A 16077-nucleotide genomic window follows, 5' to 3' on the forward strand; every position below is an offset into this window, starting at 1 on the left:
CACCCCTATTTACAGAAGATATGCTTTCCAATCCGTTTAATTTGTGGCCGTCCCCAAATCCACGAACTTGTGGCTGTAGCGGGGTTAAAATAGTACAAGGCTTCACCCGTTGGATCCCAGCCATTCATGGCATCCAATACGGCTTTTTTCGAATTTTCGTTTGGTGTCAGCCAAATTTGTCCGTCCGCTACTGCGGTAAATGCACCTGGTTCGAAGATGACTCCAGAAACAGTGTTGGGAAATGAAGGGCTGTTTACCCGGTTTAAAATAACCGCAGCCACTGCCACTTGACCAATATAGGGCTCTCCTCTGGATTCTCCATGTACTGCATTGGCCATTAACCGGATGTCATTCTGCGAAAACCCTTTTGGTGTATTGGATGCAGTGGGCTTGGCTTGCTTTGTTCCGGATGTATTTGCGGAATTCCCTCCTCCAGTCGCTGGAGGGTTTGTATAATCGTATTTTGTTACCTTAACAAGTTTTTCTTTCGTTTTGGATCCTGCCATACCGTCAATGGGCAGTCCAAACTCATATTGAAAGTTCCGTAATGCCCAATAGGTTCCCCAGCCAAAAACACCGTCAATTCTCCCATTGTAATAGCCAATATATTTAAGCCGAGCCTGCAATTCAATGACATCATTTCCGGTCGCTCCCTGCTGAATTACTTGGCCTGTAAAGGCTTGGGCCGTGTTGAACCTGAGCAAGGATAGCGGCATAAAACAAAGAAGAGCCAAGATGAGATATTTTGTAAGCCAATTCTTCTTCATGGAATAATAACCCCCATTGTCAATCTTTTAACAGTAACCCTATTTTTTGTTTTACTGGGGATTTTATTCCAAAAAATAAAAACCCTCCATTATGAATGAAGAGTTTTTTGAAAAGGATAGGGTTTATTAAAATGTTTGGCACTTAGTATTTTTGCCTTTTTGACTTTTCTGAGGCCAAACCACCATAGAAAAATCATAAACGGAAAAATAAATGTCAGCCAATTTTCCTGTGATATCAAAATAAAATCGTAGAAACCATGAAGCAATGCTGGCAGCAACAACGCAAGGGCTATCCACTTTGCTTTGTTTCCGGTCGTAAATTTTGCTTTACCAATATAGAAACCCATAATGACTCCAAAAAGGGCATGACTGGACACCGGCAATAATGCACGAGTCATCGCATGTTCAATTCCATTGGCAATTAAATAAAAGACGTTCTCTACTGTAGCAAATCCAAGTGATACAGCGGACCCATAAACAATTCCATCAAATGGTTCATCAAATTCAACATGCTGGTAAACGATATAGAACAGGATAAACCATTTTATAAATTCTTCTAGCAAACTGCTGGTAAGAAACGCATCAATAAAATTAGTCTTAATTAAATTTTCAGTTTCAAGCACGTGCTGGATAAACATAATTGGAAAAACCAATAGAGCACCGTATAAAAATGTCCGCAACACAAGCGAAACCGGTTCTGATTCATATTCATCTTTTAAGTAAAAATAACTAAGCAGGGCAAAGCCCGGAGCAATTCCGGCTGATAATATTCCCAGCATGATAAACTCCTTTTACATCATTTTACTTAAGTCTACCATGGAAATGCACTTAAAGAAACCATAGATTCTTTCCTTAATAAGATATATTGTTATTACTGCTGGCTAAAGCCACAGCCAATTTAATCCTGGCCTTTTTAGAATCATAATCGCTGCCGAGGATAACCCCTTTTTTATATAAATCATAGGCACTTCCTTTATAATCATAGGTTGTATAGACGGCCCCTTCTTCAGCACTGGTGGTTACGACAATTTTAATCCCTTGCTTAATGGCCTTATCTATTTCTTCCATCATCGACGGGGATACCTGACCCCGTCCCACGCCCTCAAGAACGATACCGTTTACCCCGGATTCTCGTGCCGCCTTTATAAATTTCCCGTCAGCACCTATATAGCACTTAATGATATCTACTTGCGGGATAGGAGAAACAGGCTGGTAATGCTCCCGTTTAATCGGTTTTTGAAATACTTGAACTTCATCATTATCAATAATACCTAAATATCCAAATCCAAAAGCATTAAAGCCTTGGATATTGGATGCGTGTTCCTTTTTAACATACCTAGCAGCAAAAATACGCTCATTGAAAACGACAACCGTGCCGGCTCCACGTAAATCGGGTGAACAAGCGGAATAAATTGCATGCCGTAAATTGATATACACATCACTGCCTAAATCATCAGGAGATCGTTGCGAACCTGTTACTACAACCGGACGGAAGTCATCAATGGTTAAGTCTAGAAAATAGGCGGTTTCCTCCATCGTATCAGTTCCATGTGTAACCACAACCCCGGAAATGGAGGGATCCTGAAAATATTCACTAATTTTATCCTTTAAGATAAGCAAATCATCAAAAGTGATATGCATACTCGCTTTTTGAAAGACCGATTCCACAATGACTTCAATATCTTTAGGCAAATGGCACATGGCCGTTAATTCTTCCCCTGTTAAGGCACCTGAAGAAAGCTTTCCTGATTCCTCATTTGGCTTACTCGCAATCGTACCACCTGTCGTTAACAGAACTACCTTTCTCATAATCGAATCACCCTCTAGACTCTTTTTCCAAGATGGAGCGGGCAATTTGACCGCCGTGAAACCTTCCGTTCTCTATAAAAATTTCATTTGCATTATTTCCCGCGGCGATCACACCTGCGATATATATTCCTTCAATGTTGGTTTCCATGGTATCTAGGTTATAGGCAGGCCGTCCCGTCTCCAGGTCAATTTCAACCCCCATTGTTTTTAAAAATTCATGATCTGGATGGTAACCTGTCATCGCAAAAACATAATCGTTCTTGACAACCAATTCCTTTCCATTTTTAACATATACTACCTTATCTTCTGTAATTTCTTTTACAACCGCTTGAAATTCCATCTTAATTTGCTCATTACGGACTAATGATTCGAATTCTGGGAGGATCCAAGGCTTAATGCTGGGAGAGTATTCACTGCCCCGGTAAATCACGGTCACTCGAGCATTGGCTTTTACCAGTTCTATGGCGGCATCAACACTGGAATTTTTACCGCCAATCACACAAACATCTTTATCAAAATAAGGATGTGCTTCTTTAAAGTAATGGAATACCTTTGGAAGACTTTCCCCCGGCACCTTCATATAATTAGGATGGTCATAATACCCTGTTGCAATCACAACATAACGGGATTGATATTCCCCTTTGTCTGTTTTAACATGAAAGGAATCTCCGTTTTTCGATACTTCCATGACTTTTTCAAACGCGTTGATCCGGATCCGCTTTCTCTTGGCCACTTCACGATAATAAACAAGCGCTTGGTTTCTAACTGGTTTGTAGTTATCCGTTACAAAAGGAAAGTCCCCAATCTCCAGTTTTTCACTAGTACTAAAAAATGTCTGGTGGGTGGGGTATTGATAAATGGAATTGACTATATTTCCTTTTTCGATAATTAAAGGATTTTTTCCTATTTCCTGCATGGCGATGGCAGCCGCAAGACCGCACGGACCGCCGCCCACAATTATGATATCCTCTATTTGCATTTATTGTTTCACTCCTTAAAACAAACATCACTCGGCAATTTTTATATCAAGCTTGATTTCAATTGGCTGTTGATTTCCGCTCCAGCAGCCCAGCGAACCTACTGAAATTCTTCCTCGACCCGCTTTTGCACGAAGAAAAGGCGATAGCACAAGAAAATGCATCCATGAATTTCTATCGCACTCAATTATGCTAAAGCATAATTGAGGATTCGTGGAGTCGAGATTATCTGCTCCTAACAACAGAGGTAAAAAATCAACAATCCTGCTTAAAAGAGCATAAATATAAAACTCCCATCAACTAATGATAGGAGTTTTTAAGAGATATTTCAATGTTAAATGCCCACTGATTGCTGAGTCCCCTAAGGACGGTTTATAAGGCGCAGGTGAATTTATGATTTCTAATTAGCTAAATCCAGCCTCTGAAACGGCTTGCCTCTGCCATTTTTCTCACTCCGACCATATAGGCAGCCAAGCGCATATCTACGCGGCGTGTTTGAGCTGTATCATAAATATTATTGAATGCCTTAACCATCACTTTCTCAAGTTTCTCTTCCACTTCTTCCTCGGACCAATAGTAACCCTGATTGTTTTGAACCCATTCGAAGTAAGATACCGTTACTCCACCGGCCGATGCAAGCACATCAGGAACAAGGAGAATCCCCCGATTGGTTAGGATTTGGGTAGCTTCCAGAGTTGTTGGCCCATTAGCAGCTTCAACAACAATGCCGGCACGGATATTTGGGGCATTATCTCCTGTAATCTGATTTTCAATTGCCGCTGGTACCAATATATCGCATTCCAGCTCGAGCAATTCTTTATTGGTTATTGTATTGTTAAATAGTTTGGTTACAGTTCCAAAGCTGTCACGCCGATCCAAGAGGTAATCAATATCTAGTCCATCCGGATTATAAAGCGCCCCGTAAGCATCAGAAATACCTACTACTTTAGCTCCCGCATCATGCATGAACTTGGACAAATAGCTGCCGGCATTGCCGAATCCCTGAATGACCACCCGAGCACCCGCAAGCGATATCCCCCGTTTTTTCGCAGCTTCCCGGATACAAATGGTTACGCCTTTTGCGGTTGCGGATTCACGGCCATGTGAACCACCAAGAACAAGTGGTTTCCCCGTAATAAATCCTGGTGAATTAAATTCATCAATCCTGCTGTACTCATCCATCATCCAAGCCATGATTTGTGAATTGGTATAAACGTCCGGGGCCGGAATATCCTTAGTAGGTCCGACAATTTGACTGATCGCTCTCACATAACCCCTGCTCAATCTTTCTAGCTCCCTAAAAGACATATCGCGCGGATCACAAACGATTCCACCTTTTCCTCCCCCATAAGGCAAATCAACAATTCCACATTTTAAACTCATCCAAATGGATAGCGCTTTTACTTCCGTTTCCGTTACGTTCGGATGGAAACGGATCCCCCCTTTTGTCGGTCCTACAGCATCATTATGCTGCGCACGATATCCAGTAAATATTTTAACGGAACCATCATCCATTTTCACAGGAATCTTCACAGTCATCATACGTAACGGTTCCTTTAATAGTTCATATACTTCTTCAGGATAACCTAATTTATCAAGGGCACTATGGATAACAGTCTGTGTGGATTTCAACACATCATTTTTACCCTCTAAATTAGTTTTATCAGTACCGTTTTCGGCTGCCATGAGTAAACCTCCTAGGAATTCACTTTAAGGAATGTTATCCGCTTTCAGTCACAAGTATACACTTTTACTATATATATGCAAAGAATAAAAACCATTGTCAGTCACTGATATGTAATCGCTGCCATTGGCTCTAGAGGTGGACTTTAGTGGTTGGAATCTTAGTAGTGGTTGAGTGCATGCAGAAAGGAGAGGACACCCCCTCCTTTTCTAGAATATTATTTTTCTATTAGAAGTATTTGACAATTGTTTCTATTGCGTGTTTCCCAATGATTTTCCTGCCATATTCTTCAAGGATATACGGACTTTTGATAGAGGCATTACCATATTCAGAAAGAAGGGCTGCGGCGGCCTCGGTTTTACTTTGATCGATTTGGTCCATCAGCAGGTAATAACGGTTACTCATTCCATAGACACTTCCACCTAATACATTTAATGGGTATAGTCGTTTCGATAAGCCAATCAAATCTTCAAATTCTTCAAATACATATAAAAGATCTTGATAGCCGCCAACCATTACCTGCATTTCGATAAACCCATCATCGATTATTTCTTCGTCTTCTTTGGCATTACTCACTGTGATAATCATAATAATGCCTTGGGCATGAAGGGAGAAAATTTCCACCGCAACAGGCCCTCTAATCTCCACATCAAATTCCACACTAGCTTCTTCCACCATATCGTGAAACAGTTGGTTCCACTTTCCGGAATCATTCCAAACTTCTTCGTTGGAGAGTCCCCTTTCAAACAAATCATCAGAGGTTAAAAAAATTTTTATTTTATTGATTGCCAATCGTTCTAAGCGCATGTTTTTGCCCCCTGCCGTGACATCACTCTTGTTTTAATGTATGGTTACCGGGGCGTTATGGTGAATTGTCTACTTTAACCTAGGGCCGTGACTCGTTTCCAAGAATCAGCAAATGGCTCTCTGCGGGGGCACCTAACCTTAGTGGGATTCCTGTTGTGCCATAGCCATTACTGACTAATAAAATGGTCTTTCCTTTGCTTTCCAGGCCGCCCCGCTTAAAGGGGCTATATCCGAATAAATGGATTTGTCCGCCGTGAGTATGACCACTTAAAACGAGGTTAATATTATGTTCAGACAAGATTTTCTTCATTATGTTTGGATAATGGCTGGCTACTATTTTAAAACTGGATTTCTCCGTTGCCTGGAGTGCCAAATCCAACCGGTCGCGGTTTTGATTTATATCATCCACGCCTATTAGGCAGATTTTATCTTCCAGGTCCTCTTTAAGGATTACCATTTTATTGTCGAGCACCTTAATGCCTATTGTCGCAAATAGGGTCGACAGTATTTGCATATCCGCTTCAAAGTCATTATTTCCCCATACAAAGTAGACGGGCCCAATCTGAACCAATTTTTCCAAATTTCTTTTAACCCGTTCGTATGGTACCCCCTTCTCAGTCAGATCGCCACCGATGACAACAAAATCTGCTTTTCCTATGACTAATTGAATCACTTCATTGGATATGTTTCGTCTATGTATATCCGAAATAAAAAAAATCGAGACAGGTTCCAGATTTACTGGATAGTCCGGGAATAACAAATGATGAACGACCACTTTATTTAGAAACGCTTCCCGAAGCATAATAACTAGCAGGCTTCCTCCCATAATAATAAGGATAACCATTATATAAACCATTCCACTTTCCCCTTTAACTATTCATCTTTTCACGGAAATGATACCATATATCAAACTTAAAGAAAAAAGGATGATGCTATGGATCCAGCTAAGATGAATTAAATTTGAATAAACGATAAAAATTCCAATTAGGTTCAAGACCGAGTATTTTCTCCAATGTCTTTGAATGATCTCTTTGACTTGGCCGCCACTCATGATTACCCCTATACATAACGCCAATGTAGAGGCAAAAAACTCCAAAGGATGAAGAATTACCTGTAGAATAAAATCTGTAAAATAAAAAGGCCGCTCAATTGAAAGCCAGTTAATCATGGCATAGCCGCATAGTAATATCATCAAATGCCTTACTAACGTGATTACCATAAAATATCCCTCCCATACAATGTATGAGAGGGATGGTGATCTTTTCACGAATTTAGTCCATATGGCTAATCTTCTTGTATACTTAAGATGCGGAAGCCATGCTCCTCAAGCTTTTTGAGAAATTTATCAACATTATTCTTCTTCTCAATTTTCATGACGATTCTTCTTACAAGTCTATCCGTTTCATCGAAAGTGACGAATGAGATAATATGGACGTGAAAATGGTGGGCAATTTCGGAAAGCCGGGCAATACGGCCTTCTGTTTCAACAGATGTAAAGGCAATCCTTATTCCTGGACGATTGACACCAAAGGCACTTTCAAATGCCCCTAAAACATCCGAGCGGGTGACAACCCCCAGAAAAGACTGATTATCGTCAACCACGGCTAAAAGCGGAAAATCTTTCAAATCTAAGAGTGTCCTTTCAAATAATTCTGCTCCCTGGAGGAACATGTCCCTATGGGAAACGACCTCTTTCACTAAGGTGGAATTTACATACTCTTCCTTCGGTTTATTTATCTGAAAGAATTTCTCATAAATATTGTATCTTGTTGCAACACCAACATACTGATTCCCCTGCAAAACCGGCACCCCATCGATTTGGTGTTCTTCTAATTTCTCCAAGGTTTCCTTCACAGTGGCATCAACCTGAACCGTTATGCACTCGTGCTTAGGTATCATCATGTTTTTTACGAACATTTTCCCATCACCTCAAGTATTAATACTTCCTTCCTATTATATTTCGATAATCTTTTGAAAAACCCTCTACCAAAGATAGGTAGAGGTCATGAATGTATAAATTTTTTCATATGATTAATTGATGTTAATTAAAGGAGGGAAATAATGAATACTCACTTTAAGACATTTCGTCCTTATGTAAGTCCTTTCGACCCCTGTCCGCCTATTTTAGAGAAGGCCTATTCTACACCGCCAAATTTATATATGGGTTTTCAGCCTCCCAATCTTCCACAGTTTTCACCGTTAGAGGCACTAAAAGCAGGGACATTATGGAAGCCATTTTATGACCCATGGTATGGCCCGCTCGAACCTGGTAAAGGAGGGCTGCCACAATGAAACAAGTTCCGGATGAATATTATCAGTTAATGGAACAGCTGCAAGCAGTGGATTTCGTATTAGTAGAACTGACCCTATATCTTGACACGCATAATGATGACCTTGAAGCCATCAATCAATTTAATCACTACGCCCGTGAAAGAAAGCGCTTGAAGAAGGCCTTTGAGAGTCAATTTGGCCCCTTACAACAATTCGGCAACAGCTACTCGGCATACCCATGGAACTGGGATGATTCTCCATGGCCATGGCAGGTTTAACACCTTAAAGGAGGGGATAAGGGATGTGGATCTATGAAAAAAAATTGCAGTACCCTGTTCGTGTCAGCACTTGTAATCCGATGTTGGCCAAGTTTTTAATTGAACAATACGGTGGCGCTGATGGTGAACTTTCCGCAGCACTAAGATACTTAAACCAAAGATACTCCATTCCCGACAAGGTAATTGGCCTGCTCACCGATATTGGGACAGAGGAATTCGCCCACTTAGAAATGATTGCCACCATGGTATATAAATTAACTAAGGATGCTACGCCGGAACAACTAAAGGCTGCAGGACTCGGTGACCATTACGCAAACCATGACAAGGCGCTTTATTACCATGATGCAGCAGGTGTTCCATGGACAGCTTCCTATATACAAGCAAAAGGCGACCCTATAGCTGACCTTTATGAGGACATTGCAGCCGAAGAGAAAGCAAGAGCTACTTATCAATGGATCATTAACTTAAGTGATGACCCGGATTTAAATGACGGATTGCGCTTTTTAAGGGAACGGGAAATTATCCATTCCCAGAGGTTCCGTGAAGCAGTCGAAATATTGAAAGATGAGCAGGGAAAAAAGAAAATCTTTTAAGACCCTTGAGAAGCAGTATCAAACTGCTTCTTATTTTTTCTCATGATAAAGATTAATATCGTAGGTTTTTTTCATTATTTCAAAAACAATGTGGCGGTTTCTCCATGCTTCTTCCTTTTTCCATAAATCTTTACTGCGGTCAACAATTTCGCAACGAAGCTCTTGGTACTCTTTTTCTTTCTTGTCTTTCTGCTGCCTCAACAAATTCATCGCACCATAACTAATGATGGTTAAACCAAATAGCAATACCGTCTTTTGGTCATTGAGCGAGGCAGTAAACATCGCAAAAAATGAATAAGAATAATCCCTGGCAATGGTAAAGTAAAAATAGCCAAAGAAAACAAACGCCAATACTAAAGTTATGTAGATGGACAAAAAATGCCGCTTTTCCGCTATATCAAATTTCTGTTTCCTTTTTCTTAAATTTTCCAACATTTGCTTGGTCGCTTCGTCTGTATGTTCCAGTAACAGGATTGGAGTATCCATCAGTATCCCTCCATTTCTCCGTATATATTTATGAACTTGTCCGTTAAAGTATGTTTGTTTGCAAAAAAAAAACCAACCCGAATGGATTGGCTATTAGTTTAATGGTATTTTCAACACTTGGCCCAAGTTAACTTGATCACCGTGAAGATTATTCGCTTTTCGAATCGTGTCCATCCCTGTTTGGGACTTATAATATTTCATGGCAATCCTAAAAAGCGTTTCCCCTTGCTTAACCTTATGAAACACAATCTTTGGAGTTGGTTCAGCCTTTGCTGGATTGATAGTTTGCGTCGGCACTGGGGCATTCTTATCTGTAGTGTTGGCATTTGCCTGCACGGAAGGTACCTCGGATGTTGGAGCCGATTGCGGTGTCACATTCGCCCCATCTGTTTCCTCTGTCCCGGTTTGACCTTCATCGGATGCAGGAACGGCTGGCTCATCTATTTCCTGGTCTTGCTCTGTTGATTCTGTTTCTTGCTCACGAGGTGATTGATTCGGTTTATCAGGCTTTGATTTTTCCAGATTGATAGTTTCATAACCAACAGAATCTCCCGACGTTTTGGTACTTACCGTGTTTGTTTTTCCGTCAAGATAGGAAATAACACTGAAAATAATTAGCGGAAGGAGAATAAAGGAAAGGACTAGCAGTCGAATAACCGGGTATTTCAGTTTCCATTTAAACTTATCTTTCTTTTGCCGATGCAGCTGTTCCCTGGGAGGAAGTTGGTCGTTGGCATCAATGGTATCGTTTATTTTTTGGATGCGTTGTTTTAGTCTTTCTGCCTGTTCCCGATATGGTTCTTCTTTATTCATGTAGTACTTCCTCCTGTTCATCAGTTCTTGGAGAATGTTTAAATTTAATATAGATACCTAATAAAAAGTCAATGATAAAGTGCATCATAATCGTTACAGCCAAGTTGCCTGACCATTCATAAATGAAGCCAATCAATAGACTTAGGGAAACAATATTCATAAACAGGTACCAATTAAACAAGTAACGGTAGTGAATAACCGCAAAAATAATGCTGGCAAAAAGGAGACCAACCTTGGTCTGAATGATTCCCCTGAAAAGTAATTCCTCACTAAAAGAAACGATAGCTGCAATAATAAAAATAGTAAAGACACTTCTATTCCGAAAAATCCGATTGTTCAATCCGCCATCATCATAATATGAAGCAGGCAGCCATTTCATCATAACAATGTCAAGGATGACTATAACTACACCGGATATCAGCCCTACAGAGAGAATTCGTGAATCGAAAAGGCGGATACTATTCAAATAGGCAAAGCCGTCAAATAAAATTACACCTAACACAAACGAGACCACCAAGAGTATGATTTGTGTTAAAAACAAATGAAACAGCAGTTCCCGGTCAGTTAAGCTCTTGATAAGTTCACTGTATTTGGTTTTCATTCCCTCAACTCACAATGGATAATAATTTAGTAAGATATTCCTGCCAGGTTTCTTCGTTTGTCACCAACTTGATTGGTTTGGTGATGGTCTGATACCTATGCAGGTCAAGGCTGCATAAATCACAGCAGGCTTCCGGTTTATCCGTAGTGGTTTCATCGAAATAATCAAGGACCGCCTCCCTGCGGCATTTTTTCGATTCTGCCCACATCTTCATTCGATAAATGTTTTTTCTTTTTATGCTTAATCGTTCATTCACATACGACTTTACATTTTCCTGTAATTTCTCAAGTTCTGTTTTATTCCGTGGAATCTGTTCCAGAAAATTTTCCAATAGTCTCCACTGCAGTTCGGAAAACCCCCCCAGGTTCCTGAGTTCAGGATTTAGTTTATCCTCTCCCGCCTCGCTGTCTTGCAAAATTTTATGGAACAGCCAGTCAATCTGTTGTTCCGCCGGAAGTTCACTTTCCGCAAGCTGTATGGGGAGAATCTCATCCCCCGGAGAAAATAAAAGAATCGCAACACTTGGATGCCCGTCACGTCCAGCCCGGCCAATTTCCTGAAGATAAGATTCCATTTGCATTGGCATATGAAAGTGAATGATAAATCGGATATTTTCTTTATTTACACCCATACCAAATGCGCTCGTTGCACAAATAACATCAAGCTGATTATGGATAAATTGCTGCTGGATTAAAATCCTCGAATTCTGGTCCATGCCTCCGTGATAAGCACTAGCCCGGCAAATCCCTTTTTCAATTAACAAAGCCGCCATTTGGTCAGCCGCCTTTTTGCTGGAAAAATAGATGATCCCCGGCTTTTCCAGCATCGTCACCAGGTCCAGGACACGCTTTTCCTTATCATGGTAGTCCGGAATTTTCTCCACATAAAATGCAATATTGGGACGATCGATGGTTGATTCCACTTTCGTTACGTCCGTTAATCCTAGAGAGCTTAAGATGTCTTCTCTAACTTTTTTAGTTGCTGTTGCAGTTAAGGCGAGTGTTAACGGGGAACCCAGTTTTTGGCGCACCTCCCCCAGTTTGGAATAATCGGGGCGAAAATCATACCCCCACTGTGATATGCAATGGGCTTCGTCCACGACAAATAATGAAATGGAAAGCCCCTTGAGCCTTTTAATAACAAAAGACATATTAAGCATTTCCGGTGAAATAAAAATATATTTGTAATTTGACAAATGGTTAAGTACAGCATTTTTCTCTGCTGCCGAAAGAAACGAATTTAAAGCGACCACCCGTTTTTCACCAAAACGCTTAAATTGTTCCACTTGGTCCTGCATTAGTGACAGAAGGGGCGATATGATTAGCACCTGCCCCTCTAAAATCAAACCAGGCAATTGATAGCATAAAGACTTTCCCGTTCCGGTAGGAAGCATGGCCAATGTGTGATTTCCTGCAAGAATTGAGGAGATCACTTGCTTTTGGCCCGGTTTAAACGAGGTATAACCAAATCGTGTTTCTAACAGTCTCTCTAATTCCATTATTTAACACCATACTTTGCTAATACTAATCTAATTTGAAAATAATTGGCGGATTGCACCTTATTTTTAATCAATTTTAACTGCTTTGTCTCAATTTCCTGTGAGGCATTCAGAATCTCTTCCATCAAGCGCGGACTTACGTAAGAATCAATCGAAAAATCCGGCAAATGTAAAGCAAACTCGACGAAATGGTCCTCGATTGTACTTAACTTTAAGTTTCTTAAAGCGGCAATTTGATCCAACGGGTAACCTTGATTCCATAATTCCCAAGTCCTTCGCGAGGATGCGGTCAAGGGATTGCTTGGCTGGACATTACGGAGCATGGTTTGCAGCATCGGATACATTTGTTTATTTCGATAAAGTTTTTCTATCAAGAAATGTAATGAATTGATAAATTCAACATGGTAGTCATAAACATCCAAATGAAACTTCTTGGCTGCTTGCTCTTCTGTTAAGCCTATCTGACGATAACCAGAAAGGCGATAAACTAAGCAAGATGGATTTACATCTTGCTTATGAAGGAAACAGGCCATCAACTCCGACAAAACCACACCGGCTACTTCCCTTTTGGGGACGGTAATTTCACTCAGCACCAACTTAATCCAGTCGTGCACTTGTTTATTTTTTTGTATTGGAATATAGTTCGACTCCTGGTTTGCAAGATTGGAGGCGACCTGAATAAATAAAGATAATCTTTCCCAAAACAGGGTGGTGAATTGTTGATTGTCCCAACCATTAATATACTTGGGAATCAGATTGGTTTCCACCTGCAATTCACCGGATTTTGTCACACTATATCGCTGTTGGCCAATACTTTCAATTTTTTGTTGGCCGGCCAATTTTTGAATAATCTCCTCAAAGGACTCTCTAGACATCTGTTCGGATATTCCAAAGAATCGTTTCAGATTAAATAAATGGGCATCTTGAATGGTTTGGGATGATTTTTTTCCATTTAACAGATGAAATATAGAGAAGACAGTCCTTTCCCCATTCAGCTGTTTTAAACAGTATAAAATAATGGTTTCAATTTTCTGCATTCTCCCACCACTTCAGGTTGTTTCGACATTTTCCTCTCTATTTTAACATGAAACAACAGGAGATGTTGCTTGAATTTGGAGAAGTTGCAGAATTAAGCAAACCATTGGAAAGCATGGCACTTTTCTATTGAAAAGTTACCGTTACACCTATACAATAGATATGAGTAATGCGTTTTCCATACAGTTTGTGGAAAATAGTACCATATTATTTTTGTTATAAAACTGGGAGGTTTTTTTTCATGGCAAAGTATACGATTGTTGACAAGGAAACATGTATCGCATGTGGTGCATGCGGCGCGGCTGCACCGGATATTTACGATTATGACGATGAAGGAATTGCGTTTGTTACCCTTGACGATAACGAAGGGATTGTTGAAATTCCTGATGTTTTAATCGACGATATGATGGATGCCTTTGAAGGCTGCCCTACTGATTCCATTAAGGTTGCAGACGAGCCATTTGACGGCAATCCAACTAAATTCGAATAAGATTTGCCACTAAGGATATTTTAAGCTCTAAGCCCCCGCTTTTTGGCGGGGGTTTTCCTTTTAGTTTTATAGATTTTGATACGAATTTATACAAATAAAAAGCAGCCGTAGTGGCTGCTTTACTTTTTATCAAGCATTCTTAATAGTTGTATGTTTATTAATCCAAGACTGCATCCTTACGAATAACAGCATAAAGATAAACGACATCATGATTCCCTTGATAAAGTTAAACGGAAGGACGGCTGGTACTACAAGGTTTCTCATATCAGGATAGTGTAATAAAGCCGTATAGGCTGGAAGGATAACCAAATAATTAAGGACACTCATCAAAACTGCCATTGTAACTGTCCCGGCAACCAGGCCCAGTGTCATCCCCTTTTTGGTTTTTAGCCTGTTGTATACAAAATAAGTTGGCAGCATAAACAAAATTCCGGCTGCAAAGTTAGCAAGATGCCCTACAGGGATCCCTGTCTGGCTTCCTGTTGCAATATAATTTAAGATATTTTTAAAAAGCTCGACCAGTATCCCAGCGACTGGCCCAAACATGAGAGCAGCAATCAGCGGAGGGATATCGCTGAAATCAATAGACAAGAAATTTGGAAACATTGGCAGCGGAAAGTATAGCAGCATTAACAGATACGAAATGCTGCTCAGCATGCCTATTGCAACCATTGCCTTTACCTTATTGTTCTTCATTTTTCCTCTCTCCTTTTCGATCCATCATTAGGAAGAGAGGTTCAGCACTAGTCAGCCTAAAATAAAACTCCCTCAATCGGTAAATTGAGGGAGTTAAAGGCACACTTAATAAACGTTCAAACGTTGATTTTTTGAACGTATGCGGAACCTCCATCTTCTCCCATCCAGACTATACTGTCGGCTTTGGAATCGCACCAAATCCTGCCTATAAAAGGCTCGCGGGCTCTAGAGCTGTGCTCTAATACCGCCGATCGGGAATTTCACCCTGCCCCGAAGATAGATCATATTAAATTTCTACTTTATTATACTGAAAATTACTGAGTTTGTTAAGTACTTCTGTTTGACTTTCATTAATTATTCACATTATCGCAAATATAAAACTTGTGCTGGTGTAATTAAATCAGTCGACAGATGGTTAAGTTCCTTTATTCTGGTTACGCTAATATTATTTTTTCTGGAAATGGCATACAGCGTATCACCTGACTTCACAACATATTGTTGGGTAGTAGAATGTAAATTCGACGATGGCGGATTATTTTCCATTTGTGCCTGAAGATGCATACTAACTTCCACAACATCTCCCGCACTGGTCTTCCCTCCCTGTACAGTCTCACCGACTTCGGCTTTTCCGAAAACCATTTCAGGATTTATGGCGTATTTTTTATCGTATCTCCACTCGATTTGGTGCGATTCAAAATGAAGATGAACACCAGTAGCTTGCCCTGTTTGTCCCATATAACCAATTACTTCCCCTTGTTTTACTCTTTGTCCTTCCACTGCATTACGGTTACTTAAATGGGCGTATACCGTTACAAACTGATTAGGGTGTTTAATAAATATCACATTGCCATATGTATCAGAGGAATAAGATTTCTCCACCACACCGTCATCTACTGCCAGAATGGGCGTATTTAGGTTCCCTGCAATATCGATTCCTTTATGTTTTCCTTGCCTTGTCCCATAAATATCGGATATTATTCCATCCGCCGGCCAAATCCAGTGGTCCTTAACCTCTTTCATATCCTGCAACACAGCTGCTTGTGAGTGCCTTCCCCCCAAAAATAATAAACTGACACAAACAGCCATTAGAATGGCAATGAAAAACCTTTTTACATAATCACGCATTTATAACCTTTCCTCCTTAGAACTTGTCCCCTCCTACCATATGTTCCCATGTATAAATTTAGAACAATCCGCATAGAGAGGTACTGCCTAACATACTTGTTATAATTTGGTTTATTTTGCAGTTTTATTCAAAAAAAAATAAATCAA

At 40.3% G+C, this 16077-nt stretch carries 20 protein-coding genes and 1 riboswitch; of the genes, 4 read left to right on the plus strand and 16 right to left on the minus strand.

What is annotated here, in order from left to right:
• Positions 1–5 precede the first annotated feature (5 nt).
• The 9 genes from sleB to ACY8D0_RS18985 all read right to left on the minus strand — a co-directional run bounded on the left by sleB (position 6) and on the right by ACY8D0_RS18985 (position 7961).
• On the minus strand, positions 6–767 hold the full coding sequence (sleB, locus tag ACY8D0_RS18945; RefSeq protein WP_462412053.1) for a spore cortex-lytic enzyme: 762 nt from the start codon (positions 765–767) through the stop codon (positions 6–8).
• A gap of 89 nt (positions 768–856) precedes the next feature.
• The gene (prsW, locus tag ACY8D0_RS18950; RefSeq protein WP_462412054.1) at positions 857–1546 is read right to left on the minus strand and encodes a glutamic-type intramembrane protease PrsW; all 690 of its coding nucleotides are present in this window, start codon (positions 1544–1546) and stop codon (positions 857–859) included.
• Between the two features lie 73 nt (positions 1547–1619).
• A complete protein-coding gene (locus ACY8D0_RS18955; RefSeq protein WP_462412055.1) occupies positions 1620–2576 on the minus strand; it encodes an asparaginase in 957 nt (318 codons plus the stop codon).
• A gap of 7 nt (positions 2577–2583) precedes the next feature.
• Positions 2584–3555: a YpdA family putative bacillithiol disulfide reductase gene (locus ACY8D0_RS18960; protein WP_462412056.1), complete on the minus strand. Its 972-nt coding sequence runs from the start codon at positions 3553–3555 to the stop codon at positions 2584–2586.
• 406 nt (positions 3556–3961) lie between these two features.
• The gene (locus tag ACY8D0_RS18965) at positions 3962–5239 is read right to left on the minus strand and encodes a Glu/Leu/Phe/Val family dehydrogenase (protein WP_462412057.1); all 1278 of its coding nucleotides are present in this window, start codon (positions 5237–5239) and stop codon (positions 3962–3964) included.
• A 226-nt stretch (positions 5240–5465) separates the two neighbouring features.
• On the minus strand, positions 5466–6044 hold the full coding sequence (locus ACY8D0_RS18970; protein WP_462412058.1) for an adaptor protein MecA: 579 nt from the start codon (positions 6042–6044) through the stop codon (positions 5466–5468).
• 79 nt (positions 6045–6123) lie between these two features.
• A complete protein-coding gene (locus ACY8D0_RS18975; protein WP_462412059.1) occupies positions 6124–6900 on the minus strand; it encodes a metallophosphoesterase in 777 nt (258 codons plus the stop codon).
• Positions 6901–6921: 21 nt separating this feature from the next.
• Positions 6922–7263 (minus strand): hypothetical protein, encoded by a 342-nt coding sequence (locus ACY8D0_RS18980; protein ID WP_462412060.1) that lies wholly within the window; start codon positions 7261–7263, stop codon positions 6922–6924.
• A 65-nt stretch (positions 7264–7328) separates the two neighbouring features.
• A complete protein-coding gene (locus ACY8D0_RS18985; protein ID WP_462412061.1) occupies positions 7329–7961 on the minus strand; it encodes a CBS domain-containing protein in 633 nt (210 codons plus the stop codon).
• A gap of 144 nt (positions 7962–8105) precedes the next feature.
• Between ACY8D0_RS18985 and ACY8D0_RS18990 the strand changes: the two genes are divergently transcribed.
• Genes ACY8D0_RS18990 through ACY8D0_RS19000 form a run of 3 tightly spaced genes read left to right on the plus strand, consistent with a single transcriptional unit; the run spans position 8106 to position 9186 of the window.
• On the plus strand, positions 8106–8336 hold the full coding sequence (locus ACY8D0_RS18990; protein ID WP_462412062.1) for a spore coat associated protein CotJA: 231 nt from the start codon (positions 8106–8108) through the stop codon (positions 8334–8336).
• A complete protein-coding gene (locus ACY8D0_RS18995; RefSeq protein WP_462412063.1) occupies positions 8333–8593 on the plus strand; it encodes a spore coat protein CotJB in 261 nt (86 codons plus the stop codon). Before ACY8D0_RS18990 ends, ACY8D0_RS18995 begins: the two co-directional genes overlap by 4 nt.
• 23 nt (positions 8594–8616) lie before the next feature.
• Entirely contained in the window at positions 8617–9186 is a 570-nt protein-coding gene (locus ACY8D0_RS19000) for a manganese catalase family protein (protein WP_462412064.1), read from the plus strand.
• 30 nt (positions 9187–9216) lie between these two features.
• Here the strand turns inward: ACY8D0_RS19000 and ACY8D0_RS19005 are convergent, their stop codons facing one another.
• From ACY8D0_RS19005 to ACY8D0_RS19025, 5 genes are all read right to left on the minus strand, one after another.
• Positions 9217–9672 carry a YpbF family protein gene (locus ACY8D0_RS19005; protein WP_462412065.1) on the minus strand — a complete coding sequence of 152 codons (456 nt, stop codon included), beginning with the start codon at positions 9670–9672 and terminating at the stop codon, positions 9217–9219.
• Positions 9673–9765: 93 nt separating this feature from the next.
• Positions 9766–10485, minus strand: a complete 720-nt coding sequence (locus ACY8D0_RS19010; protein WP_462412066.1) for a LysM peptidoglycan-binding domain-containing protein — start codon at positions 10483–10485, stop codon at positions 9766–9768.
• On the minus strand, positions 10478–11086 hold the full coding sequence (locus tag ACY8D0_RS19015) for a CPBP family intramembrane glutamic endopeptidase (RefSeq protein ID WP_462412067.1): 609 nt from the start codon (positions 11084–11086) through the stop codon (positions 10478–10480). The genes ACY8D0_RS19010 and ACY8D0_RS19015 overlap by 8 nt, the downstream gene beginning before the upstream one ends.
• Positions 11087–11090: 4 nt before the next feature.
• A complete protein-coding gene (locus ACY8D0_RS19020; RefSeq protein ID WP_462412068.1) occupies positions 11091–12584 on the minus strand; it encodes a RecQ family ATP-dependent DNA helicase in 1494 nt (497 codons plus the stop codon).
• Positions 12584–13621: a YpbB family protein gene (locus ACY8D0_RS19025; protein ID WP_462412069.1), complete on the minus strand. Its 1038-nt coding sequence runs from the start codon at positions 13619–13621 to the stop codon at positions 12584–12586. The genes ACY8D0_RS19020 and ACY8D0_RS19025 overlap by 1 nt, the downstream gene beginning before the upstream one ends.
• A 239-nt stretch (positions 13622–13860) precedes the next feature.
• On the opposite strand from ACY8D0_RS19025, the gene ACY8D0_RS19030 reads away from it, so the two are divergent.
• On the plus strand, positions 13861–14109 hold the full coding sequence (locus ACY8D0_RS19030; RefSeq protein ID WP_042355233.1) for a ferredoxin: 249 nt from the start codon (positions 13861–13863) through the stop codon (positions 14107–14109).
• 129 nt (positions 14110–14238) lie between these two features.
• Here ACY8D0_RS19030 and ACY8D0_RS19035 read toward each other — a convergent pair whose 3' ends face one another.
• Positions 14239–14805 carry an ECF transporter S component gene (locus ACY8D0_RS19035; RefSeq protein ID WP_462412070.1) on the minus strand — a complete coding sequence of 189 codons (567 nt, stop codon included), beginning with the start codon at positions 14803–14805 and terminating at the stop codon, positions 14239–14241.
• 148 nt (positions 14806–14953) lie between these two features.
• Positions 14954–15087, minus strand: a riboswitch (FMN riboswitch).
• 81 nt (positions 15088–15168) lie between these two features.
• Positions 15169–15930 (minus strand): peptidoglycan DD-metalloendopeptidase family protein, encoded by a 762-nt coding sequence (locus ACY8D0_RS19040; RefSeq protein WP_462412071.1) that lies wholly within the window; start codon positions 15928–15930, stop codon positions 15169–15171.
• Positions 15931–16077 lie beyond the last annotated feature (147 nt).

The organism is Neobacillus camarae, from assembly GCF_054950115.1.